This is a genomic window from Cyanobacterium sp. IPPAS B-1200, from assembly GCF_001747005.2.
Classification (GTDB): Bacteria; Cyanobacteriota; Cyanobacteriia; order Cyanobacteriales; family Cyanobacteriaceae; genus Cyanobacterium.
On sequence record NZ_CP182899.1, the window covers coordinates 23,694 to 48,254 of the forward strand.

The following is a 24,561-nucleotide window of genomic DNA, read 5'->3' on the forward strand; positions in this document are numbered from 1 at the left end:
TTATTTCTTATCCTAGCATTTTGGATGAGGTATTTTATAGCTTTATTAAAATGTATTAATACAATATTTATTTTCTTGTAAAACGTAAGGTTTCGATGGATTGAGCCGTTAAAAATAGACCTAGTATAATGTAACTTAAAAAGATAATAAAACTAGAGGTGCTAAATATGCCTTGGACAAACTCCTCATAACTTTTTAGCACTGATAATTGATTAATAAATTGACCAAAAGCCCCTTGTAAATTGTTAGTTAAAGCATCTAAAATCGAGATAAAAACGACTAAGATAAAAGTAATAATTGCTGAAAAAATTGTGCTATCAGTCAGGGAAGAAATAAACATTCCCAAAGATAAAATGGCACTGGCAAGGAGAATTAAGCCAAGGTGGGCTAAAAGAGGCACTTGGGGAGGAATGGGAGGATTAGAAGTGCTAAATGCGATCGCCTCATATAACAAAATTGGTACAATCATAGTAATATAAAACACCACTACCCCCAATAGTTTACCGAGGGCAACCACCCAATTAAAAACAGGAGAAGTGGCTAAAAGTTCAATAGTTCCCCTTTTTCTTTCCTCCGAATATAAACCCATAGATAACATCGGTAAAAGGAAAATGGTGATAGAACCCATAATACCAAAAAACACTTGTATAAACTCGTAGGGTACATCCCTCGGAGTCGTATTACCCAATTGCTCTTGTAGTGCTACGTTTTGAATGATACCCTCTTCACTAAATAGAATAAAGAGAAAGAATACTCCTGAAATTAACCAAAAAACACTCGCAATGGTAAGGGCTAAAGGAGAGTTAAAATAGCTTTGTAATTCCTTTTGAAAAATAGCGATTATATTATTAATAATTTTCATAAAATAAATACAAAATTGAATTATTAAACTACATAAAAATAATAGTCTAATTAGGTTTTGATGAAAAAGTGATTTCGTGACTGACATTTTAGCAATTAATCACTAATATTTTTAGTCCATTGAATAATAGCATCTGCCACGGCTTCAATATCACCTTGAGGCAATTCGGGATAAATAGGTAAACTCAACACCTCGGAAGCTAATTGAGTAGTAAGAGGATGAGGAATATATTGACCTTCATATACTGGTAATTGATCTTGGGGAATGGGATAATAAATCATGCTACCAATGCCCTTGTCGGCGAGATAGTCTTTCAATTCGTCTCTTTTGCCATTTTTAACTCTGATAGTGTATTGATGGAATACATGACCATCTGAAAATTGAGGTACGATGATAAAGTCATTATTCCCCAACAGTTGATTATATTGACGGGCAATATTTTGCCTTGCTTGATTCCATTTTTCAATATATCTTAGTTTTACTCGTAGAATAGTTGCTTGAATGCTATCAAGACGGGAATTGTATCCCAACATCTCGTTATGATAATTCTTCTTCGCCCCATGTACCCGCAACATTCTGGCTAATTCGGCAACTTTATCATCATTAGTGGTAATCATCCCTCCATCGCCATAGGCGCCGAGGTTTTTGGTGGGATAAAAGGAAAAAGCCCCCACATCACCAATACCGCCTACATATTTACCGTCCATACTATTACGTTGATTATCACTGCATTTTTGCTCACATCCTAGACAATCTCCATAATATTTTGCCCCAAAGGCTTGGGCGCAGTCTTCAATGATTTTTAATCCATATTCTTGGGCAATTTCTTTTATTTGCGCCATTTTGGCAGGTTGCCCATAAAGATGCACGGGCATAATGGCTTTAGTTTTCGGGGTAATTTTTTCTTTGATACTGAGGGGATTAATGTTAAAACTATCTTCTTCTATCTGTGCAAAGATAGGTTTTGCCCCTACCAAGCTGATAGATTCTGCGGTGGCATAAAATGAAAAAGGAGTTGTAATGACTTCATCCCCATCCCCAATATTTAAGGCTTTTAGGGCAATAATCAGTGCATCTGTACCAGAATTTACCCCGATCGCATGGCTAACTCCCAAAAAACTAGCAATTTCTTGTTCTAATTTTTGAACTTCTGGCCCTAATACAAATTGAGTTGATTCTAGCACAAGGGCGATCGCACCATCAATCTCAGATTTTAATTGTTGATATTGCAGTTTTAAATCAAGAATAGGAATTTTCATAAAAAATGGAATACTAAAGACACAATAATTTTAGGGCTAAAAATAACCAATCATTAAACTTTTCTTTACCTCACCGAGATTTTATTCACCTTCAGGGGGGCTTTCAGGAGCGATAGGTGACTCCGTGGGGGGATTTTCCTCTTCTTCCAAACCCTGTTGGATAATGCCCAAAACCTGCTGATATTGCTCATTATCTGGATTAAGGGCTACTAACTTCTCCATGGGAGGTAATGCCCCTTGCAAATCTCCCTTTTGCAGATTTAATTCTACTAATCTCTCCAGGGCAAAGCTATTTTCTGGCTCATTTTCCAACACTGATTGATAACCTGCAATTTCTCTATCAATTTGAGCAATGGCACCATCATCTCCTTGGGAGTTTTGATTATCCGTTGCCACAGGAGTTTGAGGATTCATAATCATATTAACCACCGCAGACACAGAAAACAAAACAAAAGCTAATCCCGACAAAATTATAAAAACCTTTTTAAAAATTTCTTTTCCTTTCTTTTTATTCGCCATAAAATTAACTATATTATTCAATGTAAATAATCAAACATTAACACCCCTAAACTAAATGCTATAGAAGCAATAGAAACCATTATAAAAATAAGTGACTTACCATAAATCTTTTTTTCTTCTAAATCTAAACTAAGCAAAATAGTAGATGAAGTGATTACTAGAATATCTGCAAAATAATCAAAATAACAAAATATAAAAACTAATAAAATAGACCAAACCAATACCGAGATAAACCCCTTTAAATCAGAACTAATGGACTCCTCAAATATAAAAGTAATAATAGAAAAAGGATTCATTACCATCAAAGAGATAGTCATAATCAATATTAAAGAAAATGCGCGGATAACCATGAGTAGCAAATCATCATCAATTAATATACTCCATCTATCTATTATATTTCTGGTATTTCTAATTAAAATTTCAGAGCGACTAGCTATGGACCAACCAATCATCAAATAAATGCAAGAATATAACAATAGAGATAACCATGATTTTTTATCAATCCAAGAAATGTGATTTTCTAAAAATAAATCCTCTTCCTTTTTTTTAGCCATATAACTTTAGCAAAAAGGGCTTGATAATCAAGCCCCCATAAAATGTCATCAAAAATTTTTAATGTTTTCTTTTAAGACATTACTTGAACCATATAATCAAAATAAGGAGCAGTTTCAGCCGCTTCTTCTTTGCTCAAAAGGGCAAGGGATGCTTCTTTTAAACAACGGATGGAATCAACCATGCCGGGTAAAGGTACTCCAAGGGAATTGTACATTTCCTTGACACCAATCAAACCAATTTTCTCGATAGGCCCTTTATCTCCCGCCAAAACTCCATAGGTGGCTAAACGTAAATACCAACCGAAGTCTCTTAAACATTGATTATATTGTTTTTGTCCAGAAGCGTTACCACCATTGGCACGATATTCAGGACGTTTTTTAAATAACTCTTGACTAGCTTTTTCAACGATTTTCTTTTCGTTTTCTGCTAGGGTTTCAGCTACTTTGAGACGGAGTAATCCTGAATCTAAAAAACTTTTGATTCCTTCTAATTCCCCACTGCTAGGATAACGCAGTTCATCATCTGCTTTGAGAATAACTTGACTTACTATGCTCATCTTAAAATACGAGTATTATTTTTTTATTATGTTTAGTTTAACTTAATTTGGCTTATCTATTTATGGCAAAGGTTGTCACATTTTAGTAAACTTTTTAATAATTCTTTAATTTTGGAATAGCTCGAATACTTGACGGGAAAAATATTTTAGCTTTTCTTTAATTTCTTCTACGGGGGGAGATTTACCTTCTAATTGCCAATTCTCAATGGTGGATAATCGCCACGCTTCCCCTGTGTGGTTAAATCCTGCACTCTCAACCCCAATTAATTTATGGGTTTTATCAATTTCATCATAGTGAAATCTGATTTGTACTAAGATACTTCTACTCTGAATTTTGCGACTCCAACCGGGGAAGTGAAAACCGATGTCGATGGAGTCGGGATCTACTAAATTAATGGTATCAGGATCATTATGCCACGGTTTGAGATCTGTTTTTACGTCTGGAAATTGTTGTTTGAATAGGTTGACAACGGCTGCGATTTTTGTGGCTATTTCTAAACCTCTGGCTTTTTCTTCTGCATTCATAAGCTGTCTATAATCTAGTTACTATTTCGGCTCAAACCTCGTAGGTTATTACTAACACTATAGTTTGCTTTTTGAGTAAACAGTAATCTAAAACACATTTGATGTATCTTCTACATAGAAAAAACCCTTTTGCTTTTATGATTAAGAGCATCAGGGTTTTGGTTTACAAATTAGGTTATTTTATTAGCTAAGGTAGTAGCGTTTTTCGGCTTCTAGTTGATTTACTAAATCGTTTTTTCCGTTGGCTTTGGCTACCTGTAATCTATGTTCTAGGGTTTCTAATAGGGTGTTACGATGGGCTTGTTTTGCTTGTTGAGCGGTATTTTTATTAATCATTTTTTTTACTTCTTGATGATGTGTTTATTTTATTTATACGAACTAAAATGTGGTGGGTGATGCCCACCTTTTTAAGTTGTAAGAGAGTCGAGGGAAAACTATGATAAGTTCTCTTATCTCTATTTTTTTATTAAAGTCCTACTTCGGCGGATATTCTTGTTAACATCGATGCTTGACGATTTTGAGTACGTTTGCGATCGCCCCTCATCAATAAACGAGCTTGTTGACTAACCGAACTGAGATTATTATTTTTTTTTAAAGTGTTATTTGCGTTCATAATGTCGCCTCCTCTAATTTGTTGAGTTTAGATTCGAGGCGCGTTCCTTCAGAAGATTTGTTCTTCTTACTTCCGTCTGTAACAAACAGATGAACGATTTATCCTTACTCTTTTAATATAACATAGAAAACCCAAAACTGTCAAAGGAAAAAGTTCTGAGGAGTTGATTTATTGAACGTTTTAGTCTATCATGCAATGATCTTTAAAATCATGGTTATGATATAACCAATATAACAAAACTTAATTAGAATTTTATGGATTAACTAAACCGAAAATTAATGAATCATAGCCATTTAAATTAAATACTTTTAAATATTCCTAATAAATTATATTTTTGGCAATAGTATTAATTAACCGCTGATGGTTCATAAACCAAGTAAATATGTTAATTGGTTTGGTTTTATACATAAATTTTGATAGCTATTCATTTAATTAATTGTGTGAGGAAAATTGAAAATGGTAATGTCTTTTGATCTGGCTCAAAATGGCAAGGTACTCGATAATGCAGGGGTGCGATTTGGTGTTAGTGCTTTACCTGATAAGCTCTTTGGTACTGATGGTATCAGAGGTAAGGCGGGTGATTTACTCACCCCTGAGTTGGCTTTAGGGGTTGGTATGGCCGCCGGAAGGGTCTGGAATCAAGGGCAAAATGATTCTAAAACGGTTATTATCGGTCAGGATTCTCGTAATTCTAGTGATATGTTAGCCATGGCGATCGCCTCTGGTTTAACTTCTATGGGTTTAGAGGTGTGGAATATCGGCTTGTGTCCTACCCCTTGCGTTTCTTATCTTACCCGCACCATGGGTGCTGTGGGGGGGATCATGATTTCTGCTAGTCATAACCCCCCAGAGGATAACGGTATTAAGTTTTTTGGGGCAGATGGTACTAAATTGAATAATCAAAAGGCGATCGCCATTGAAAATCTCCTCAAAAGCCACAATTTAAAAGGAGATGGTAATAAATATGGCAAAAATATCCATCGTCATGGGTTAGCCACCAATTATCAAAGATTTTTAACCCAATCCCTACCCACAGATATTAACTTTCAAGGAATGCGCATTGTTCTTGATTTGGCATGGGGAGCAGCGGTAGAAATTGCCCCTCAAGTATTTACCGAGTTAGGGGCAGAAGTGATTACCCTTCATCATCAAGCAGATGGCGATCTCATTAATGTTAACTGCGGTTCCACTCACCTTGATAGAATAAAACAAGCTATCAAAGAATATGATGCTGACATGGGTTTTGCCTTCGATGGTGATGCCGATAGGGTAATGGCCATGGACTCTGACGGTAACAAAATTTGCGGTGATTATATTCTTTACCTTTGGGGACAATACTTACAAGAGCAAGGGCAACTACCCAATAACCTTTTAGTGGGTACTGTTATGGCAAACCTCGGCTTTGAATTGGCATGGCAAAAGTTAGGCGGTAAACTGGTACGCACCCCCGTAGGAGATCAACACGTACAAGCTACCATGTGGGAAACAGGAGCCATGTTAGGGGGTGAACAGTCAGGACATATCCTCTGTCATCATCACCACTATTCGGGAGATGGCATTCAAACCGCTCTTCATCTTGCTTCCCTTACCCGTCAAAGGGGTGTTAGCTTAACCCAATTAGTAAAAGAAAGTTTTACCCCCTACCCTCAATTATTGAAAAATGTACGGGTAGAAGACAGGGAAAAACGGTTGCGCTGGGAGGAGTGTGAACCTGTGCGTCAGGCGATCGCTAAGGCAGAGTCAGCTATGGGTAATCAAGGTCGTATTTTGGTACGTGCATCAGGCACAGAGCCTTTAATTCGGGTCATGGTAGAAGCTCAAAATCATAATTTAGTTAACCATTGGACTGATAATTTAGTGGCGGTAGTCGAGCAACATCTAGCATAATTGAAAAGAAAAGAATTGCTTGTTTTATGGGTGATTCTTTTCAGTACATCATCCCCAAAGCATTATGACTGCCTCGAAAACTCAAAAATTTCGCAACCGTAAAAGGGGTGTAAACAATGCTCCCCCTAATACCCCTGCTCCCCTCAGTCGTAAAGAAAAAATGGCTCTCAAGCGGCAGCAAAGGCAAAAAAAGCAAAAATTGGTCAGTTCATGGGCGATCTCCATTATCTTCGGAATATTAGTAGCCCTACCTTCATTTTTTCTCTTATCACCAAAGATGGCAGTGGCCGCTGCCCTAGGAGTTATGGCACTAATTCTTTCCTATCAGTTTCCCAAATCAGCCCTTTGGGTGTTTCTGATTTATATGCCCTTCGGAGGTACAGTAGTATATGCCTTTGCAGGAGGAAATCTGATCTTCCAGATTGCTAAAGATGTATTTTATATTCCCGCCCTATGTGCCCTACTACTTCAGGCATGGAAGCAGAGGAAACCCATTATCATCGCTAAGCCCTTGCTTCCTACTTTGATGATACTAAGCATAGTCTGCCTAATGGTTTTAGTTTTCATAAACCTTCGTATTCAACTTTTGGCCCCAGCTTGTAACTTGGTACAAAATGTCAGTCCCCCTCCTATTTGTAAAGAAGGACAACCATTTTTACAGGGTATTTTGGGCTTAAAAATATTTATCGGCTACATACCCTTAATGTTTTGTGGTTATCATCTCATCGAAGATAAACAAACCGTACTTAAACTCGGTCGATTATTAACGGTTTTAGCAATCATCTGTTGTCTTTTAGCCTTGGTGCAATACCAATTTCTAAAAAGTGGGCGTTGTCAAGCAACCAGCGAATTTACCGAAGGTGCTGGTCTATTTCGAGCTAGTTTAGATGCTAGATGCTTTGTGGGTGGCTCACTACTATATACCCCAGACCAAAATCAAATACGACTACCCGGAACATTTGTCTCTCCATGGCATTGGGGCTGGTTTCTCATTGCCAATAGCGCCATTTGTTTTACGGTGGCCTTTTTCGAAACTTCCCGTTTTTGGCAATTAATCGGACTTGGGGGCATGGGTTTAGTTTTCATTAATGCGGTAGTGTCAGGACAAAGAGCCGCTCTTTTCCTTGTACCTATATTTATCGCTGTAATGTTAGTTTTAACGGGGCAAATTTTTCGTCTTAAACGTTTTATTCCCATTGCCGTAATTCTCTTCATTATTGGTTTTATATTTATTACGGCTAACCCTGAATTCGTCACGGACAGAATTGATAGTGCGATCGGGCGTTGGAATGCCTCCCCTCCTCAAGACTTTATCATTAAACAGTGGCAATGGGCTATTAGTAATGGTGACGGAATTCTTTTAGGATCAGGTTTAGGTAAAGCGACTAATTCCGCTAGAGCTTTTGGCGCTGTGGCATTTTTGGAAACCTATCATCCCAAAATTATTTATGAACTTGGTATGTTAGGTTTAATCGCTTTTTTAGGATTTATTACTCATTTAGTAATATATACTTTTAAAAAGTATCGTTCCATTAAAGATCCAACTCTCAAAAGTTTTGCCAGTGCCTTTTGGGTGTTTTTACTATTTATTGGTTATTTTCCCTACTGGTATCCCCTTGACACTGACCCTGTGGCCGTTTACTACTGGTTATTTGCGGGAGTTTTAATTAAACTAACAGTGATAGATAAACAAGAACGGGATCAAGAAGTTCAAGTTATCTTGACTAAAAATCGTAAAACCAGAAAAAAATTTAAGTCCCTCAAAAAAAGACACCCTGCGACATCATGAATCAACCTTTAGTTTCTGTGATTATTCCTACTTATAAACGAGAACAAGCCCTTGTGGATAGTATTCGGGATGTACTTAAACAAGATTATCCTTTTTTTGAAGTGCTTGTGGTGGATCAAACTCTGGATCATGATCAAGAAGTTGAATTTTTTTTGAGCAATCATCATACACAAGGAAAAATAAAATGGTATCGGGTAGATTGGGCTAGTTTACCAAAAGCCCGAAATTATGGAGTTAGTAAGGCGAAAGGCGACATCGTAATTTTTATTGATGATGATGTTCAGCTATCAGAGGATTATATTTCTTCCCATGTCAAAAATTATTTAGATAATGAAAAGATAGGTGCAGTAGCTGGAAGAGTTTTAGACCGTATGAAGCAGTTTTCGGCTCAAACAGGAGAGCAAGGCTATTCAACGGCATTCAAAGAGCATTTAGAGCCCGAAGCAAGTGATCCGGGGTTGGCATGGTATCATTTGGATTTTGTTTATCTCATCAAACCGCAAAAAATTATCACTGCCAGGGGTTGCAATATGTCTTTTCGGCGAGATATTTTTACGGAGTACGATGTTTGGTTTGATGAGAGGTTTCGGGGTAGTGCGGTAAGGGAGGAGTCTGATTTTTGTTTACGGTTACGTAGTACGGGTTATGATATTTGGTACGATCCACTGGCGGAGTTAGTTCATTTAGGGGAGGAACTTGGGGGTTGTCATGATATTACAACCAAGTCTTTGAGTTATCAGTTTGCTTTTTACCATAATCATTTTTTGATGGGTTTAAAAAATTTGACTTTATCCCAACAGATGCGTTTTTACAGAAAGTTATTTGATTGTCATGTTTTGGGTAATCCTCCTTGTAATAAAAGTGGTTCTTTGAACAAAATTATTAGTCGAGGAGTATTTTATTTTTTAGGTTTTTTAGATGCTTTGAAAACTCAGTTTTTAGGTTTATTTAGTAACTATCATTCTTCTTTTACAGTGGAGTAATTAATATTTTAAAGTAATGAATTTAATTTTATATAGCAAGAAAAGTTGTCACCTTTGTGAAGGATTAGAGGAAAAATTAAGAGAAATTGATGATATTAATATAAATATTGAAATTAGAGATATTACTACCAATGAACAATGGTTTGACGTTTATAAATACGAAATACCCGTTTTATTTATGGTTACGGATAAGGGCGATCGCCCCATACCCCGTATGTCTCCTCGTATTTCTGTGACACAACTAAGCAAAAAATTACAACAGTTTGCAAATGATGTGAGTGATAATTAGAATGTAATAAAAAGAGTTATTCTTGATATTTTATTTCTCCTAAATATTTAGATAAATAAGGGGAAAAAACTTCATAAATAAGAGTTAAAGGTTTGCGGTTGTGCCAAAAAAGATAATGTCGCCCCCAAAAAGGTCCTTTTTCCCCAAAACTTTCTTCTAAATAAGGACAATTACCGTAATAAATACCTTGAATATCCCGATACAATTCTGTGTGCAATTTAGATAAACTTTCCCAAATCGGTAAGGCTCTATTTTCTAAATAATGATCCACATTGTCCGCACTCCACCAAGAAGAAGCATAAGCTAATCTTTGTCCAGAAGCCGTTTTGAGCCATACTTGTCTTCTTAACCTAGGCCCAGGTACATTTTCTATGGCCTGAGGAGCGTTATCTTTATCCATACCAATCAAAGACATATCAATCACATCCACTTGGGTAGGCTCTTGGGTTAATAACCTCAAATGCCTTGTGGGAGAGCCATCCCCTAATAATAGTATTTGCCAAGGAGGTGCTAATTGGGTATGGGGTAAACCTGTTTTAACTTCTTCTTCTCCCCCTTGCCAGAGATTATCTAAACAATTCCACTGAGTTACGATTGGTTTAGTCTTCAAGGTTTTTTGCTGATGAGTTTACAAAACTTAATAATATTGTAGCAATTATGTTCATACAGTTGCTAAGGACACTTTTTTAAATCTCCTCAACCATCAGAATGGCAAGAACGTGTTTTAATATTTGTGTGTTGAAAATGTCAACTAAAAAAGTTTTGATCTACGAAATATTCAATAGTCTAATGAAAGGAGAATAAAATGAATTATTTTGTTCAACGGAATATATATTGTCTTTTCCATTTTATTGTTATTTTTCAATTCAAAATATATTAAGACATATATATAATTTATATGAATAGTTTTATTAATTATTTAAAAGAAGCATTTAAAGATAAAAACTTTTTAAAAATAGTTCACCTTACAGAAAATATTGTTTCTAAAATTCTTTCTTTAGGAATTATTATTGTTGTTTTTATTTCGATATTAGATTTAATATTTGTCTTAGCAAAATATTTATTTATCACTGGAGAGTTTGGCTTTTTTGCTAGTACAATTTTTGAAATATTCGGACTATTTCTTAATATATTGATTGCCCTGGAACTATTGGAAAATATTACTGTATATTTAAGAAAGCATATACTTCAACTGGAGTTAGTTTTGACTACTGCCTTAATTGCGGTAGCAAGAAAAATTATTATTTTTGATCCCAAACAATATGACAAAATTGATTTAATTGCTTTAGGGATAGCGATAATTTGTCTCTCCGCCAGTTATTGGTTAGTGAGAAAGTCCCATGAGGTTGAGTAAATAGTAAAATAAATAGGGATAAAAAAAGTATTTAAAAATGGTAAAAGAAAAAGAAGTAATAGGAGTAGATTTGGGTGGCACAGCCATTAAATTTGGTCGTTTTCTGGAGGATGGTACTTGTTTAGAGTCTTTTAGTGTTGCCACTCCTCAACCTGCTACCCCTGAAGATGTCATAAATGCGATCGCCCTTACCGTTAATAGAATTAGCCAAGATAAAAATATTGTTGCCTTGGGCATTGGAATGCCGGGGGCGACAGACGTAAAAGGTAGAATAGCCAAAGTAGCCATCAACCTAAGTGGATGGCATGATGTACCCCTTGCCGATGAATTGGAAAAGAAAACAGGACTAAAAACCATTCTTTGTAACGATGCTAACTGTGCAGGATTAGGAGAAGCATGGCTAGGCGCAGGAAAAAACTATCAAAATTTAATTTTATTAACCATTGGTACAGGGGTAGGGGGCGCTGTTATCCTCCATGGTAAATTATTTATCGGACATAATGGCGCTGGGGGAGAATTAGGTTTAGTGACCTTCAATCCCCATGGACATCCCTGTAATAGCGGTAACACAGGCTCTTTTGAACAACACGCTTCTGCTACTGCCATTTATCGTGATACGGGCAAAAAACCCTCTGAGTGGGGCGAATTAGCGAAGAAAAATGATCCTAGCGCCCTAAAATTTTGGGAAGATTATGGCAAGATAATAGGCACTGGTTTGGCAACCTACATTTACATCTTTACCCCAGAAGCCATTTTGATTGGGGGGGGAGTGAGTGCTAGTGCTGAATATTTTTTACCATCAGCTTGGAAAGAAGTTGAAAAAAGAGTTTTACCTAGTTCTAGGGAAGGACTAAAATTGATGGTGGCAAAATTAGGTAATGATGCAGGAATGGTTGGCGCTGCCAAACTAGCTTGGGAATTAACTCAATAACGTATTACCATAATTAATATTTTTAGCGAATACACCATGGTTATTAAGTTTTAGATATTCCGCACCTTAGAGAACATTAAGTAAAATAAAAAGCGGAACTAAATCTGTTTTTTTGTCAGGGCATCATCAAAAAAATTAAGCTCATATTTGAGCCGTGAGTATCAAAAATAACCAGGAGTGTTTAAGTGAGTGAGTAGCGGAAAAAAACCTTCAGCTTCCGAACAAAAATATTATCGAATGAAAAGGGAGCTAATCGGCGCCTCTGTAGCCCTAGGAGGTGTATTATTATCAGGAACGCTATGGTATTGGTTAGTAGAACAATGGTCTTTGGTAGATTCTGCCTATATGACCATTATTACTCTCTCAACGGTGGGTTTTGGGGAAATTAGAACCCTTGATGATCGAGCTAGAATTTTTACCATGGTTCTCATTTTAATGGGAATTGTCATTTTTGGTTATCTTGTCAATCGTTTTACTGAAGCTATTTCCCAAGGTTATTTTAAAGAAAGACTAAGATTTAAACAAAAAAAGAACGTGATTGATAAATTACAAAATCATTATATTCTCTGCGGTTTTGGGCGCATGGGTTTCCATGTTGCGAGGGAATTACACGCCGAAAATACTCCTTTTATCGTCCTTGAAAAGAGTGAAAGTGAGTTGGAAAAAGCCGAAGAGTTGGGTTATCTACATCTTCAGGGAGATGCCACCCTTGATGAATCTTTGTTAGAAGCAAAAGTTGAAACTGCTTTGGCAATTATTGCGGCGCTTAGTTCTGATGCTGATAATCTCTATACGGTAATATCTGCTAAGGCTCTTAATCCTAGCATAAGGGCGATCGCCCGAGCAAACTCAGAAGAAGCGGTAAAAAAGCTAGAAAGGGCTGGGGCAGATGCTGTGGTATCCCCCTACGTCACTGGCGGAAAAAGACTGGCAGCTGCCGCCCTACGCCCCCAGATAATGGATTTTGTCGATGGTATCCTCAGCGGTGGGGAAAGATCATTTTACCTAGAGGAATTTTTGTTAGAAGAAGATTGTCTTTGTCTGAGGCAAACCCTTAGAGAAGCAGGGTTACGGGCGAGATCTGGCGCTTTAGTGGTGGCTATCCGCACTCCTAATAATGGACTCATACCTGGCCCTAATGGGGAAAGTATCCTTGAGGAGGGAGATTCTTTGATTTGTATGGGTACGGCGGAACAATTACGCACTCTAAATTCTATTCTTGCACCCATGAAGAAGTCTCCTCGTCAACCAAGAAAATAATATTTATAAGGGTAGGAGGAGATAATAGTTTTTTTAAATGGATAATTTTTTAGTGAGTAATTTTTTAGGAGATATTTTATGTCAAATATACTGGGAATGGCAACGAAATAAAAATAAGATTGTTTCTATTTCTGATGATATTTTTTATAATTTAACTTTGAATGAAAAGAAGGATACAGTAACATTTAACAGTCCTATATGTTTAAGGTTAGCTAAAATATATTTTTTAAATCATGAAGATTTAGCGGTGGATTTTGTTAAATTTTATGATAAAAACCAATTTAAATACTATCCTAATTTAAAAATCTATATATCGGGTAATGGTTGGCTAGAATTAACTGTAACAAATCAGTTTTTAGAGGAATATTTAACCTATTTATCTAGTTATTGTTTTAATAATAAATATGCTACTAAAAATAAACAACCAGCGGAATTTAAGCACATTTATATTTATGGTCGTTTTTGTTCCATTTTGAAATCAGCCCATGAACATAATATTATTACCTTAAATAGTCTTGATTTATCTGAAAATTCATGGCATATCTTAGATATAAAAAATATCAAATTTAATAACTTGCCATACACCATAGACAGTGATTTAAGTTTAATAAAAACTCTGATATATTGTATAGAAATCACAGAAAATAAACAAAAAAAAATCAACTATTTATCTATGGTTGAAAAGATGTATCAAGCCTTAATGGCATGGGAAAAAAACTGTCGTATTTGGGGAGAAGTAAAAGAGAAAAATATAGATCTATCTAGGGCGAGATTAGGGCTAAGTGCGATCGCCCTTAGATATTATCATAACCTATGTAAATCAGTATTTACAGATAATTTCCCTACCCAATTATAACTATTATCTTGACCAAACACTAATGTTAATATTGCCATTAACTTTTCTAATTTGACCATCCCACTTAGCGACACTAAAAGCTCTCAAATCCGTTTCACCCCGCATCACTTGCCTTAAAGCCTCCCTCACCTCAGGGGTAACATTACCCCGTAATAAGCGATCAAAAGTAGCCTCAATGGTTGCCGCATCCGCTGCCACAGGAAAAGATAAATTTACTTCCTCAATACTTCCATTCGCATCATTCACCTTATAACTAACCTGACTATTGCTATTAAAAATATTGTCATAACTCCATTCCGTAGTATTATCATCTGGATTAGGTCGAGTTTGATTCGGTTGTCCAAATCTGCCTAAAATCTCATTTACCACATTGCCCGTTGTTAAAACAGGTAAAGAGTTTCCATCCACCGAAGAATTATTATCCCTATTTTGCCCTCTGGAGTTACCAGAGTTATCTGTTGGAGAATTAGAAGACTCTTGATTTTGGCTATTATCAGAAGAATTTGTTTCCTCGGTATTAGATTGATTTTCAGCAATTTCTGACTCAGTTTCTTCATTTTCTACTGTTTCCTCTGGAGGAATTTCTTCCTCTGGGCGACGAAATATATCAGGATTAAAAATAGGATTACGACGGTTAGACTCAATGGGGGTTTCCACTTCTTCAGGGGGTGAGGATGATTCATTGTCACCCGATTCATTGGCCAACTGAGAATTAGAATTATCAAATATATTGGCAATTACTCCATAACCGAGGGTGAAAGAGGCGATCGCAATGAGAAATAGCCATAGAATAGGTAATAAAGAGCCAAACAAGCCCTGTTTTTCATCCTCCTCATAATTTTGAGTCGGAGAAGTATTAACCGCCACAGTACCTCCCTTGCCCCTTCCGATGGTGCCACCATTGATAGGAGGATTATTAACTAAATTTTGCGGAGTAGCACGACCTCCCACCGCAATGGTAGGATCATAACTAACAGTATGATTATTACTCGCCCTTGAAGAATGATTATTTTTAGGAGGTGTCCCAGGACTCCCAAAACCCATGGTAGGATAATGGGAAGTCATCGGCTTAAGGGCTTCTATCATTTCCTGAGAATTAGAAAAACGCTCTCGGGGACTAAAGCGAATCGCCCTATCAATTACCCCCGCAAGGTTAGAATGGAAATCAGGAATTTCATCACGCCACAAAATTTCTCCCGTGCGACTATCGGTGCGTAAATATTGAGGTGGTTTTCCTGTCAACATATATACCGCCGTCAAACCAAGGCTATATAAATCACTAGAGAAAATGGGGCGCCCCGCCGCTTGTTCCGAAGACATATAACCAGGGGTCCCAATGGCGATAGAATAGGCAGACTGGCCCTGAGAATAAACAAAGGTAGTTAAAGCCTCTTTTACTGCCCCAAAGTCTATTAAAACGGGTAAATTATCCTTTGCCCGAAGAATTATATTGTCAGGCTTTACATCTCGATGAACGATATTTTCTTTATGTAAATAGCCCAATACAGGTAATATTTTTAATAAGAATTCCTCAACCTTTTCAGGAGGTATTTTGCCTTCCTCTTGAACTTTTTTAGTTAGGGTAATTCCTTCTACCCACTCTTGCACTAAATAAAAATTTTTATCTTCGCAAAAATAAGCATGAAGACGGGGTACTTGAATTTGTTCATCCCCTACGTGTTCTAATATACGTGCTTCTTGTTCAAAACGATCATACATCCATTGAGGAATACTAGACTCATTAATAATCGGTTTTAGTTGCTTAATCACGCATCTTTTGCCCGAGGGCGAATGAGTATCGATGGCCAGAAAAGTCTCGCCAAATCCACCTCTACCAATAGATTCTATGATTTGATAACGATTATTTAACAATGTAGTAGTATTCATTCCTTTGGTGGAAGTCATTCGTATTTTTCCCATCTATCATAACCATTATTTTTAAAATTTTGAGAGAGAGACTTGTGCATTCTTCCCTGTAAAAGCCATAAAAGTCATCATTAATAAGTATTTTTTCCTTTTTACCTTGTAAATTTTTTTTAGATTAGCTATAATATTTAACTGTGTCATCTGGAGAGGTGGCCGAGCGGTTGAAGGCGCAGCACTGGAAATGCTGTTTGGGGGTAACTTCAACGAGGGTTCGAATCCCTCCCTCTCCGTACTCCATAAGAAGAGCTAAGGTTTTATACCAAGGCTCTTTTTTGTTGTTAATTTTTTGGGTTTTACATTTTATTAGTAGTTTAGTTGGCGCAAAGGATTTAAACCCCTTGTTTAAAAAAAATATGTTTTGCAATTATGGATTAATAGGACTCATTTCCCAGTGATTTTGTTCCTCTAGTTGGTATAGGTATCTATTTTGAGGGTTGCCTTTGAGTTGTAGATGGTCAACTTTTTGGGGTTTAAAAATAAGTAAACAAAAAGTATCAAGGGGATTATCAAGGTTATCGGGGGTGATGATAGATTCATCATTGAGTGTTTCTCCTGGATTTGCCCATGTAAATTGAATTTTGGCGTTATCGCTTAATTTATCCCATACTTGCTTACGGGCATTGAGCATTTTTTGATCTTTTTCTTGGTGGGTGATAATATCAATGTGACCATTGATTCTAAATTGTTCTCTGGTTTTGGTAAAGTACCAACAAATTTCGCTTTGGGGTCGTTTTTGTAGGTGTTGATATTTTTCGCTTCTGATGTCGGTGATGATTTGTAGCCAGTTGGTATCTTCATAAAAACCCCGAAAAACTACAGTGCGATTGGTGGGGTATCCTTCGGCGGAAATGGTGGCTAGTTGGAAATAACGGCTATAGGGTTTTGCCCTATTTATATGTAATGCTTTGGCTAAGGGCGATCGCCATGGTGCTAGAATATGAGACATTAGGGTATATATAAAAAATTAATTAAGATTTAATGGTCAAACTAAAAAGACTTACATAATAAAGATACTATAGCGATAGTTCACATGGAGAACAAAAGCTATCATGACCGCTACAAACGTACAACAGTTTAGACAAATTACCGCAGATATTCCTCCCCTATCAGGTAAAGAAGCAGAGATAGAAAAAATAGTCAATCATCAAGAAACCGTTTTTTTAGATAAAACAGATATTAATTTACAAGACAAAAAAGCCTTATTTGCCTGTGCCTTACATATGCACCAACCCACGATTCCCGCAGGGCAACATGGAGAATTAATCTCTAATTTACAACATATGTTTGAGCATCAAGGGGAAGGAGATAATCATAACGCTTCCGTATTTGCTTGGTGTTATAGTCGCATGGGGGATTTTATTCCCGAATTAGTGGCAAACGGCTGTAGCCCCCGCATTATGTTGGATTATTCGGGCAACCTGTTATGGGGATTGCAACAAATGGGTAGGGAAGATGTTTTAAATAATCTCCGTAAAATTACTCAGGATGAAACCTATCAACCCTATATAGAATGGTTAGGTACCATGTGGTCCCATGGGGTAATTCCTTCTACTCCTATTCCTGATATTAAGCTACACATCCAAGCATGGCAACATCATTTCGCTGCTATTTTTGGGGAGGATGCCCTAAAACGGGTGAAGGGTTTTTCTCCTCCTGAGATGCACCTACCCAATCATCCTGATACTTTGTATGAATATATCAAGGCGTTAAAAGAGTGTGGTTATCGTTGGTTATTGGTACAAGAGCATTCAGTGGAAAGACTTGATGGACAAGGGTTACACCAAGAAGATAAATATATCCCTAATCGTTTGGTGGCTAAAAATTCTCAGGGAGAGACTATCACCATTACAGCATTAATCAAAACTCAGGGTTCAGATACTAAATTAGTAGCACAGATGCAACCCTACCACGAAGCTAAAAGCAAAAGTCGTCAATTTATCAATGGCATCAGTATTCCTCCTTGTGTGACGCAAATTGCCGATGGAGAAAATGGTGGGGTGATGATGAATGAGTTTCCTAGGGATTTTCCCCCCCTTTGGTATGGCATCAAAGATTCTGATGTGGTGGGGGTAAATGGTACGGAATATTTGGAGTTGTTGGCAGCTTCTGGGGTATCTGAAGATGATTTTCCTGTATGTCAGGCAGTGGGGCAACATAAGATATGGCAACGGGTTGAGAATGATTTTACTTCAGAAAAAGTCGAAAGTGCGATCGCCTTTTTAACCGAAAATGATCATCAATTTCATACCGAAGGTGCATCGTGGACTAATGATTTAAGCTGGGTAAGGGGTTATGAGAATGTATTACAACCCATGAATCAATTAAGTGCTTTATTCCATCAAAAATATGATGGTGTGGTAAAAGAAAATCCTGAAATCACCAAAAATCAAGATTATCAAGAAGCCCTTTTATATCATCTACTATTGCAAACCAGTTGTTTTCGCTATTGGGGGCAAGGCACATGGACAGATTACGCTAAAGAGTTATACCAGCGAGGAATAGACATTATCAGACCATAACCATATTTTTATTATTTTTTATTCTTAAATTCCTCCATAATGGGGGAGTTTTTTGGTGATAATAAATAAGTTGACTAACTATAATTGTTAATCTCAAGATCAAAAAACTTTTGCCTACCCTCACAACTCCACTTTTTCATCAAGCTTTATTCACCTTGGCTTCAATCATTCCTTTGACCACATCGGGCATTTTATATTGGGCTTCCCAGTTCAGTATTTTTTTCGCTTTGGTGGGGTTCCCCTGACTAAAAGCTAAATCAGTAGGACGTAATAAAGTGCGATCGCACTCTACATATTTTTGCCAATCCAAATCAAAAAAATCAAAAGCACAAGCCACAAAATCCTCTAACTTATAACTAGCCCCCGTAGCAATGACAAAATCTTCGGGAGAATCATGTTGCAACATCAAATACATTGCCTGCACATACTCAGGCGCCCAACCCCAATCTCGACTAATATTAATATTACCCAAAGATAAAACCTGCTCTCTACCCTCCGCAATGTCTATCACCCTATCAATAATTTTTTGAGTCACAAAACGACGAGGGCGCAACGGAGACTCGTGATTAAACAAAATTCCCGTACAAGCAAAAAGATGATAGGCCTCTCGATAATTAGCCACCTGCCAAAAAGCTGTTGACTTTGCCACCCCATAAGGACTTCTAGGGCGAAAAGGGGTATTCTCATCGGCCGCCTGAACTCCTATATCCCCAAAACATTCGCTCGAACCCGCACTATAAAACTTAATGGGGCGATGGGTAAAACGAATGGCTTCCAATAAATTTAAAGTACCCGTCGCAATACTTTCTAAGGTTTCCACTGGTAACTCAAAGGACAAACCCACGGAACTTTGTCCAGCCAAATTATAAACCTCATCGGGTTCAGTTTTCATCAAAATCTGTAAGACACTGCGAAAATCGTTCAGTGCCATGGACTCTAATTGAATTTTATCCTTGATTCCTAAAAGCTCTAAATTTCTGAAGGAAGACATCTGAGCATCCCTAGAAGTACCTGCCACCTCATAACCCTTAGACAATAACAATTGAGCTAAATAAGCCCCATCCTGCCCAGATATGCCAGATATTAACGCTTTTTTTGTCATAAGGATAATCTTGTTTTAGGTTGTAGAAGTAGAGAAGAAAAGGAGATGAAGTGATAAAATCTTTATTCTTAATTATCAATTACTCTTTGCTGTTACTATTAACAAACTTATAAGCAATATAAAAAACAACCCCAATCACCAGAATACTGAGTAAGGACTTAAGAATAGAAAACACGGTACTAATTAGGGAAAATAATAACATCACCCCAAACACACTAATGATAACTTTGCCCCCTGTGGGTAAAGCCGTAAACCATCCTTTGATGACGGGGATAACACTGCCCTGAGCATTATTAGGAGGATTTAAAGGGGTAGCGTCATAAATTTCGGCTTCAATTTCTTCTATTTTTTCTTGCCAATTTTTGTCTGATTTTGTGGTCATTGCTTTTGATATAGTGGGAAAACAATCCCCCATGGTTGATTATTATGGGGGAAAAATTAAGAGAGATTATTCCTAACGGATATATTCTTTTAGGATACTATTACGGTTGGGATGGCGCAACTTACGTAATGCTTTAGCTTCAATTTGACGGATGCGCTCACGGGTAACGTTAAATATCTGCCCGATTTCTTCTAGGGTTTTCATTCGTCCATCATCCAAACCATAACGGAGTCTGAGGACATCTCTTTCACGGGGGCTAAGGGAGTCGAGTACATTTTCTAAGTCTTCCCGTAATAAGTTTTTGGATACTTCATCTTCGGGGGTTTCTCCGTCCGCTTCGATAAAGTCACCTAGACGAGAATCCTCTTCCTTACCGATAGGAGTTTCTAAGGAGATAGGTAGTTGCGCAGACTTGGCGATGAATCTTAGTTTTTCGATAGTCATCTCCATATCTTCTGCGATTTCTTCCTCAGTGGGTTTTCTGCCCATTTTTTGAGAAAGCATTTTGGTGGTTTTCTTAATCCGTGAGATGGTTTCGTAGAGATGGACGGGTAAACGGATAGTACGGGATTGATCTGCGATCGCACGGGTAATAGCTTGACGAATCCACCATGTGGCGTAAGTGGAGAATTTGTAACCCTTTTCATGGTCAAACTTTTCGGCGGCGCGAATCAAACCTAACGAACCTTCTTGAATCAAATCTTGAAAAGATAACCCTCGATTCATGTACTTCTTGGCAATGGATACCACCAAACGCAAATTTGATTGAACCATTTTATCCTTTGCCCTTCTCCCAATATGCAAACGACGGTTAAACTGACGCATATTGGGAATGTCACAAGCTACGGCCCATTCTTCATCGGTGGGAATACGTCCTAAATGCTCGATTTGAGTAGCTCGGATATATTCTAAATCTAGTAAGTCTGCAATCTGACGGGCCAACTCAATTTCTTCCTCTGCCCTTAAAAGTCTGATGCGACCAATTTCTTGGAGATAAACACGAATAGAATCTTCGGTAAAAGGCTTTTTCTTGGTTTGAGTTCGACGGCGGTTAGCAGCAAGTTTTGTAGCTTTTTTCGTACTTGTTTCAACAACCCCCATAGAATCTGCATCGGACATAATTTCTGTTAATTCTGTATCTACAGAAACTGAACTTTTATTCTTACCCTTAGATGTTGATCCTAAATCTAAAAGTGCTTCCATGTCGTCAGTGGGGGTGATAGTTGCGAAAATTTCTTGTGCCTGCGTCATGCCGTTTTCCTCTTATTCCTTTTATGCTTGAAGATTAATAGTGAAAAAGTTGTAAATTATTTGTTGAATTGATCCTGTTTCTTGACAGAATCTTCATGAAAATTCAAACAAATCAACTGAGATGATTTTTATTTTCATCGGTTTGTTTGCCATCAAAATTAAATTCGGTTTGAAAAACCAGCTTAACTTTAGACTTAGTTTTGCCATGATACCCATCAGCATAAAACCTAGGGGAGCAAAAGCTAGAACTATACCTAATATTTTTGTTAAGGAGTAGAATTTCAACTGAAAACTCTTGTTTTATCGAAGTCTATTTCCATATTCGGAGTAAATCTTTCTTGGAAATATCTGCGAGGGTTGGATGAGATAAATTGTCATCGCATTTTCTGCACTAAGTGCTTAATGGTCCCTTTTTTTAAATCAATTGTTACGGAGCTTTGAAAAAAAGTCATTCCCTTTTACTCTTGATTGTTAAACAAGTTTTTTCGGTCAAATCTTTCAGATATTGTAATGAATTTCACAGAAAATGGCATCGAGAAGTGATATTTTTTTAACCATAGTGGATAATATCCGTCGTAATACATACGTTTTGTTAGTAGGTGCAAATTCTTCCTTGCTCTTAGGTTAACAAACCTTTTTGGTTTTGGGTTAAATATGTCTAAATTTCCTTATTTTTATTTCGAGTTGGGCACTTTTGTTATGAAATGTTGAGATAAATGCTAAATTTTCCCAAAAAAAATCCCCACCTAATTTGTAGATGAGGATTTATTTATTAAAACCTTCTAAGGTTTTTTAGAAGCGACTTCCGCCTCTGCTGCCACCGCCACCGTAGGAGGAACGATTGTTGTTGTTCTCACGGGGTTTAGCTTTATTAACCTTCATATCACGCCCCATCCATTCTGCACCGTCTAAGGCTTCAATGGCTGCGTTTTCTTCGGCTTCGGTGTCCATTTCTACGAAACCAAAACCACGCATACGACCAGTTTCACGGTCAGTGGGTAAATATACTCTTTTTACTGCTCCGAAGTCTGCAAACGCAGAGGTAAGGTGAGCTTCGGTAACGTCATAGGAAAGGTTGCCTACATATATTGACATAATTGTCTTGTCTCCAGTGTTTTTATTGCTTATGGTAGGATCTGTAATATTCGGAGAGAAGACTGCCAGTGGAAAACTCGAAAATTCGGGAATATCTTCAACAAAATCTTTAAACCGATACTTTAATCTCTTCTGAAGTCATTATAACACTTAAATTACTCATTGGTGTTTTTATTTACTTAAGTAACAAGAAATGGGAAATAAAAAATAGACTAAAAATATCGGCTCATATCCCCAAACCTATCACCTATTCACCCTAAAGCAATTTTTGTGGCATTGCTAAATTTATTGTTTAGTTTTAGCGGTTTTGATCATCTCCACTAAGGTATGGTGAGCATCCTTGGCATCGGTGAGAGTGTGGTCAAATGTTATTCTAATGGGGTTTTGAGGTTCATTGTTAACGGCAATATTCATTCCTTCATGATCAATGGAAATCATGGTGGCACTTTGTACATTTTCGATGTGAGCAAAGGCTTGGGCATAAAGAATTATGGCATCTTGATGATCGTCATTCATGTGTTTACAAATGCGATCGCTCACTACTTGATCAATTACTTGGCTCATTTCTTAAAATTTCTTAATACTATTTACAGGTACAAGATAATTTTAATATTTTCAGGGATTTATGGTGATAGCCTCAAAAAAGAATTGAAAAGAAAAGCTAGATTATCATCTTCGTTAGGGAAAAATATGAGAGTCAACGCATATATCAAAGGTAATAGGTTCAACACCAGTGAATTTTTGCCACAGCAGAAGAAAATTCTTAGGGTATGGGGGTTTAACATTAGGAGCGAGTTTGTTCTTTAAAGGTTGTCATAATGACATTCCCATGGGTAATGAAGAAACAATTTCCCCGAAAGAAAACATCATAAAAGTGGGAATACTACACTCCCTCAGTGGCACCATGGCCATTAGCGAAACGGCGGTGGTGGAAGCTGAATTATTAGCCATCAAGGAAATTAATAGAAATGGGGGGGTGTTAGGAAAACAAATTGAAGCAATTATTGAAGATGGTGCTTCCGACTGGCTCACATTTAGGGATAAGGCGAGGAAGTTGATTGATAAAGATCAGGTGGTAACGGTGTTTGGTTGTTGGACTTCTGCGAGTCGTCAGGCGGTTTTACCCGTATTTGAAGCCAAAAATCATATGCTTTGGTATCCTGTTCAGTATGAAGGGCAAGAATGTTCTCGCAACATTTTTTATACTGGGGCAACTCCTAATCAACAAATTGAACCTGCGGTGGAGTGGTTGTTGCGAAATAAAGGGGATGAGTTTTTTTTGGTGGGTTCAGATTACATTTTTCCCCGTACCGCTAATCTTATTATTAAACAACAACTTGATGCTTTGGGGGGAAAAACTGTGGGGGAAAATTATTTACCCTTGGGAAATATCGGGGTTGGCTCTATCATTTCAAAAATTCAGGCAACCTTACCCCATGGGGGAATTATTTTTAACAGTCTCAATGGCGATAGTAATGTGGCTTTTTTTAAACAAATTCACGCGGCGGGATTGGGTGCTGATAAATATTCTGTGATGTCGGTGAGTATTGCCGAGGAGGAAGTTCGGCAAATGGGAGTAGAGTATTTGAGGGGACATTATGCCGCATGGAACTATTTTCAAACGGTGGAAACTCCGGAAAATATTAAATTTGTTGATAGTTTTAAGGCTGAATATGGTGCTGATAGGGTAACCAATGATCCTATGGAATCTGCTTATGTCATGGTATATCTTTGGAAACAAGCGGTGGAGAAAGCTGGTAATGAGATGGATTTAGATGCTATCAGGGTAAGTGCGATCGGGCAAAAGTTGAATGCCCCCCATGGTATGGTTACGATGCACCCAAATCATCATATTTCTAAAACTGTGCGCATTGGGCAGGTGAGAGATGATGGACTGTTTGATATTGTCTATTCTAGCGATGCTTCTGTAGATCCTATTCCTTGGAATCGCTTTGTGCCTGAAACTCAAGGTTTTGTATGTGATTGGACTGATCCGAGCAAAGGAGGAAAGTATGAGGTGTAATGGTTGTTTTTTCCTTAGAAATTAT

At 37.3% G+C, this 24,561-nt stretch carries 26 protein-coding genes, 1 tRNA gene and 1 riboswitch; of the genes, 11 read left to right on the top strand and 16 right to left on the bottom strand.

Annotated elements, in window-relative coordinates; genetic code table 11:
* Positions 1 to 67 precede the first annotated feature (67 nt).
* From A5482_RS00110 to A5482_RS00145, 8 genes are all read right to left on the bottom strand, one after another.
* Positions 68 to 862: an ABC transporter permease gene (locus tag A5482_RS00110; RefSeq protein ID WP_069790362.1), complete on the bottom strand. Its 795-nt coding sequence runs from the start codon at positions 860 to 862 to the stop codon at positions 68 to 70.
* A gap of 95 nt (positions 863 to 957) precedes the next feature.
* Positions 958 to 2,121 (bottom strand): DegT/DnrJ/EryC1/StrS family aminotransferase, encoded by a 1,164-nt coding sequence (locus tag A5482_RS00115; RefSeq protein ID WP_069790338.1) that lies wholly within the window; start codon positions 2,119 to 2,121, stop codon positions 958 to 960.
* 81 nt (positions 2,122 to 2,202) lie between these two features.
* A complete protein-coding gene (locus A5482_RS00120) occupies positions 2,203 to 2,640 on the bottom strand; it encodes a tetratricopeptide repeat protein (protein ID WP_069790339.1) in 438 nt (145 codons plus the stop codon).
* 17 nt (positions 2,641 to 2,657) lie between these two features.
* Positions 2,658 to 3,194, bottom strand: coding sequence for a hypothetical protein (locus A5482_RS00125; RefSeq protein ID WP_069790340.1), 537 nt, complete (start codon positions 3,192 to 3,194; stop codon positions 2,658 to 2,660).
* 71 nt (positions 3,195 to 3,265) lie between these two features.
* Positions 3,266 to 3,751, bottom strand: a complete 486-nt coding sequence (locus A5482_RS00130) for an allophycocyanin subunit alpha-B (protein WP_069790341.1) — start codon at positions 3,749 to 3,751, stop codon at positions 3,266 to 3,268.
* Positions 3,752 to 3,856: 105 nt separating this feature from the next.
* Positions 3,857 to 4,276: a hypothetical protein gene (locus A5482_RS00135; protein ID WP_069790342.1), complete on the bottom strand. Its 420-nt coding sequence runs from the start codon at positions 4,274 to 4,276 to the stop codon at positions 3,857 to 3,859.
* A gap of 183 nt (positions 4,277 to 4,459) precedes the next feature.
* A complete protein-coding gene (gene pirA / locus A5482_RS00140; RefSeq protein WP_161486826.1) occupies positions 4,460 to 4,612 on the bottom strand; it encodes an arginine synthesis PII-interacting regulator PirA in 153 nt (50 codons plus the stop codon).
* A gap of 130 nt (positions 4,613 to 4,742) precedes the next feature.
* Complete coding sequence (locus tag A5482_RS00145) at positions 4,743 to 4,889, bottom strand: hypothetical protein (RefSeq protein ID WP_201150049.1); 147 nt, start codon at positions 4,887 to 4,889, stop codon at positions 4,743 to 4,745.
* 37 nt (positions 4,890 to 4,926) lie between these two features.
* A riboswitch (Glutamine riboswitch) is annotated at positions 4,927 to 4,987 on the bottom strand.
* Positions 4,988 to 5,351: 364 nt separating this feature from the next.
* Between A5482_RS00145 and glmM the strand changes: the two genes are divergently transcribed.
* The 4 genes from glmM to A5482_RS00165 all read left to right on the top strand — a co-directional run bounded on the left by glmM (position 5,352) and on the right by A5482_RS00165 (position 9,837).
* A complete protein-coding gene (gene glmM / locus A5482_RS00150; RefSeq protein WP_083260401.1) occupies positions 5,352 to 6,776 on the top strand; it encodes a phosphoglucosamine mutase in 1,425 nt (474 codons plus the stop codon).
* Between the two features lie 64 nt (positions 6,777 to 6,840).
* Positions 6,841 to 8,565 (top strand): hormogonium polysaccharide biosynthesis protein HpsL, encoded by a 1,725-nt coding sequence (hpsL, locus tag A5482_RS00155; RefSeq protein ID WP_069790344.1) that lies wholly within the window; start codon positions 6,841 to 6,843, stop codon positions 8,563 to 8,565.
* Positions 8,562 to 9,548, top strand: a complete 987-nt coding sequence (gene hpsN, locus A5482_RS00160) for a hormogonium polysaccharide biosynthesis glycosyltransferase HpsN (protein ID WP_069790345.1) — start codon at positions 8,562 to 8,564, stop codon at positions 9,546 to 9,548. Before hpsL ends, hpsN begins: the two co-directional genes overlap by 4 nt.
* Positions 9,549 to 9,564: 16 nt before the next feature.
* Complete coding sequence (locus tag A5482_RS00165; protein WP_069790346.1) at positions 9,565 to 9,837, top strand: glutaredoxin family protein; 273 nt, start codon at positions 9,565 to 9,567, stop codon at positions 9,835 to 9,837.
* A gap of 16 nt (positions 9,838 to 9,853) precedes the next feature.
* On the opposite strand, the gene A5482_RS00170 is transcribed toward A5482_RS00165, so the two are convergent.
* On the bottom strand, positions 9,854 to 10,447 hold the full coding sequence (locus tag A5482_RS00170) for a chorismate lyase (protein ID WP_069790347.1): 594 nt from the start codon (positions 10,445 to 10,447) through the stop codon (positions 9,854 to 9,856).
* A 288-nt stretch (positions 10,448 to 10,735) separates the two neighbouring features.
* Here A5482_RS00170 and A5482_RS00175 point away from each other — a divergent pair, with 288 nt between their 5' ends.
* The 4 genes from A5482_RS00175 (at position 10,736) to A5482_RS00190 (ending at position 14,238) form a co-directional block, all read left to right on the top strand.
* Complete coding sequence (locus tag A5482_RS00175; RefSeq protein WP_069790348.1) at positions 10,736 to 11,191, top strand: phosphate-starvation-inducible PsiE family protein; 456 nt, start codon at positions 10,736 to 10,738, stop codon at positions 11,189 to 11,191.
* Positions 11,192 to 11,228: 37 nt separating this feature from the next.
* The gene (locus tag A5482_RS00180; protein ID WP_069790349.1) at positions 11,229 to 12,122 is read left to right on the top strand and encodes an ROK family protein; all 894 of its coding nucleotides are present in this window, start codon (positions 11,229 to 11,231) and stop codon (positions 12,120 to 12,122) included.
* A 237-nt stretch (positions 12,123 to 12,359) separates the two neighbouring features.
* The gene (locus tag A5482_RS00185; RefSeq protein WP_069790363.1) at positions 12,360 to 13,382 is read left to right on the top strand and encodes a potassium channel family protein; all 1,023 of its coding nucleotides are present in this window, start codon (positions 12,360 to 12,362) and stop codon (positions 13,380 to 13,382) included.
* A gap of 37 nt (positions 13,383 to 13,419) precedes the next feature.
* Positions 13,420 to 14,238, top strand: a complete 819-nt coding sequence (locus tag A5482_RS00190) for a hypothetical protein (protein WP_069790350.1) — start codon at positions 13,420 to 13,422, stop codon at positions 14,236 to 14,238.
* A 3-nt stretch (positions 14,239 to 14,241) separates the two neighbouring features.
* Here A5482_RS00190 and A5482_RS00195 read toward each other — a convergent pair whose 3' ends face one another.
* Positions 14,242 to 16,143 carry a serine/threonine-protein kinase gene (locus A5482_RS00195; RefSeq protein ID WP_069790351.1) on the bottom strand — a complete coding sequence of 634 codons (1,902 nt, stop codon included), beginning with the start codon at positions 16,141 to 16,143 and terminating at the stop codon, positions 14,242 to 14,244.
* A gap of 164 nt (positions 16,144 to 16,307) precedes the next feature.
* Here A5482_RS00195 and A5482_RS00200 point away from each other — a divergent pair.
* A tRNA-Ser gene (locus tag A5482_RS00200) sits at positions 16,308 to 16,394 on the top strand.
* Positions 16,395 to 16,528: 134 nt separating this feature from the next.
* Here A5482_RS00200 and A5482_RS00205 read toward each other — a convergent pair.
* Positions 16,529 to 17,110 (bottom strand): Npun_F5749 family FMN-dependent PPOX-type flavoprotein, encoded by a 582-nt coding sequence (locus A5482_RS00205; protein WP_069790352.1) that lies wholly within the window; start codon positions 17,108 to 17,110, stop codon positions 16,529 to 16,531.
* A 103-nt stretch (positions 17,111 to 17,213) separates the two neighbouring features.
* Between A5482_RS00205 and A5482_RS00210 the strand changes: the two genes are divergently transcribed.
* On the top strand, positions 17,214 to 18,683 hold the full coding sequence (locus A5482_RS00210) for a glycosyl hydrolase family 57 (protein WP_069790353.1): 1,470 nt from the start codon (positions 17,214 to 17,216) through the stop codon (positions 18,681 to 18,683).
* A 139-nt stretch (positions 18,684 to 18,822) separates the two neighbouring features.
* Here A5482_RS00210 and A5482_RS00215 read toward each other — a convergent pair whose 3' ends face one another.
* From A5482_RS00215 to A5482_RS00235, 5 genes are all read right to left on the bottom strand, one after another.
* On the bottom strand, positions 18,823 to 19,785 hold the full coding sequence (locus tag A5482_RS00215) for a GDP-mannose 4,6-dehydratase (RefSeq protein WP_069790354.1): 963 nt from the start codon (positions 19,783 to 19,785) through the stop codon (positions 18,823 to 18,825).
* A 79-nt stretch (positions 19,786 to 19,864) separates the two neighbouring features.
* Complete coding sequence (locus tag A5482_RS00220; RefSeq protein WP_141712665.1) at positions 19,865 to 20,167, bottom strand: hypothetical protein; 303 nt, start codon at positions 20,165 to 20,167, stop codon at positions 19,865 to 19,867.
* A 72-nt stretch (positions 20,168 to 20,239) separates the two neighbouring features.
* On the bottom strand, positions 20,240 to 21,418 hold the full coding sequence (rpoD, locus tag A5482_RS00225; RefSeq protein ID WP_069790356.1) for an RNA polymerase sigma factor RpoD: 1,179 nt from the start codon (positions 21,416 to 21,418) through the stop codon (positions 20,240 to 20,242).
* 792 nt (positions 21,419 to 22,210) lie between these two features.
* Positions 22,211 to 22,513 (bottom strand): RNA recognition motif domain-containing protein, encoded by a 303-nt coding sequence (locus A5482_RS00230; protein WP_069790357.1) that lies wholly within the window; start codon positions 22,511 to 22,513, stop codon positions 22,211 to 22,213.
* A 285-nt stretch (positions 22,514 to 22,798) separates the two neighbouring features.
* The gene (locus A5482_RS00235; RefSeq protein WP_069790358.1) at positions 22,799 to 23,077 is read right to left on the bottom strand and encodes a DUF2470 domain-containing protein; all 279 of its coding nucleotides are present in this window, start codon (positions 23,075 to 23,077) and stop codon (positions 22,799 to 22,801) included.
* Between the two features lie 232 nt (positions 23,078 to 23,309).
* Here A5482_RS00235 and urtA point away from each other — a divergent pair, with 232 nt between their 5' ends.
* On the top strand, positions 23,310 to 24,536 hold the full coding sequence (gene urtA, locus A5482_RS00240; protein WP_242411918.1) for an urea ABC transporter substrate-binding protein: 1,227 nt from the start codon (positions 23,310 to 23,312) through the stop codon (positions 24,534 to 24,536).
* Positions 24,537 to 24,561: the final 25 nt, after the last annotated feature.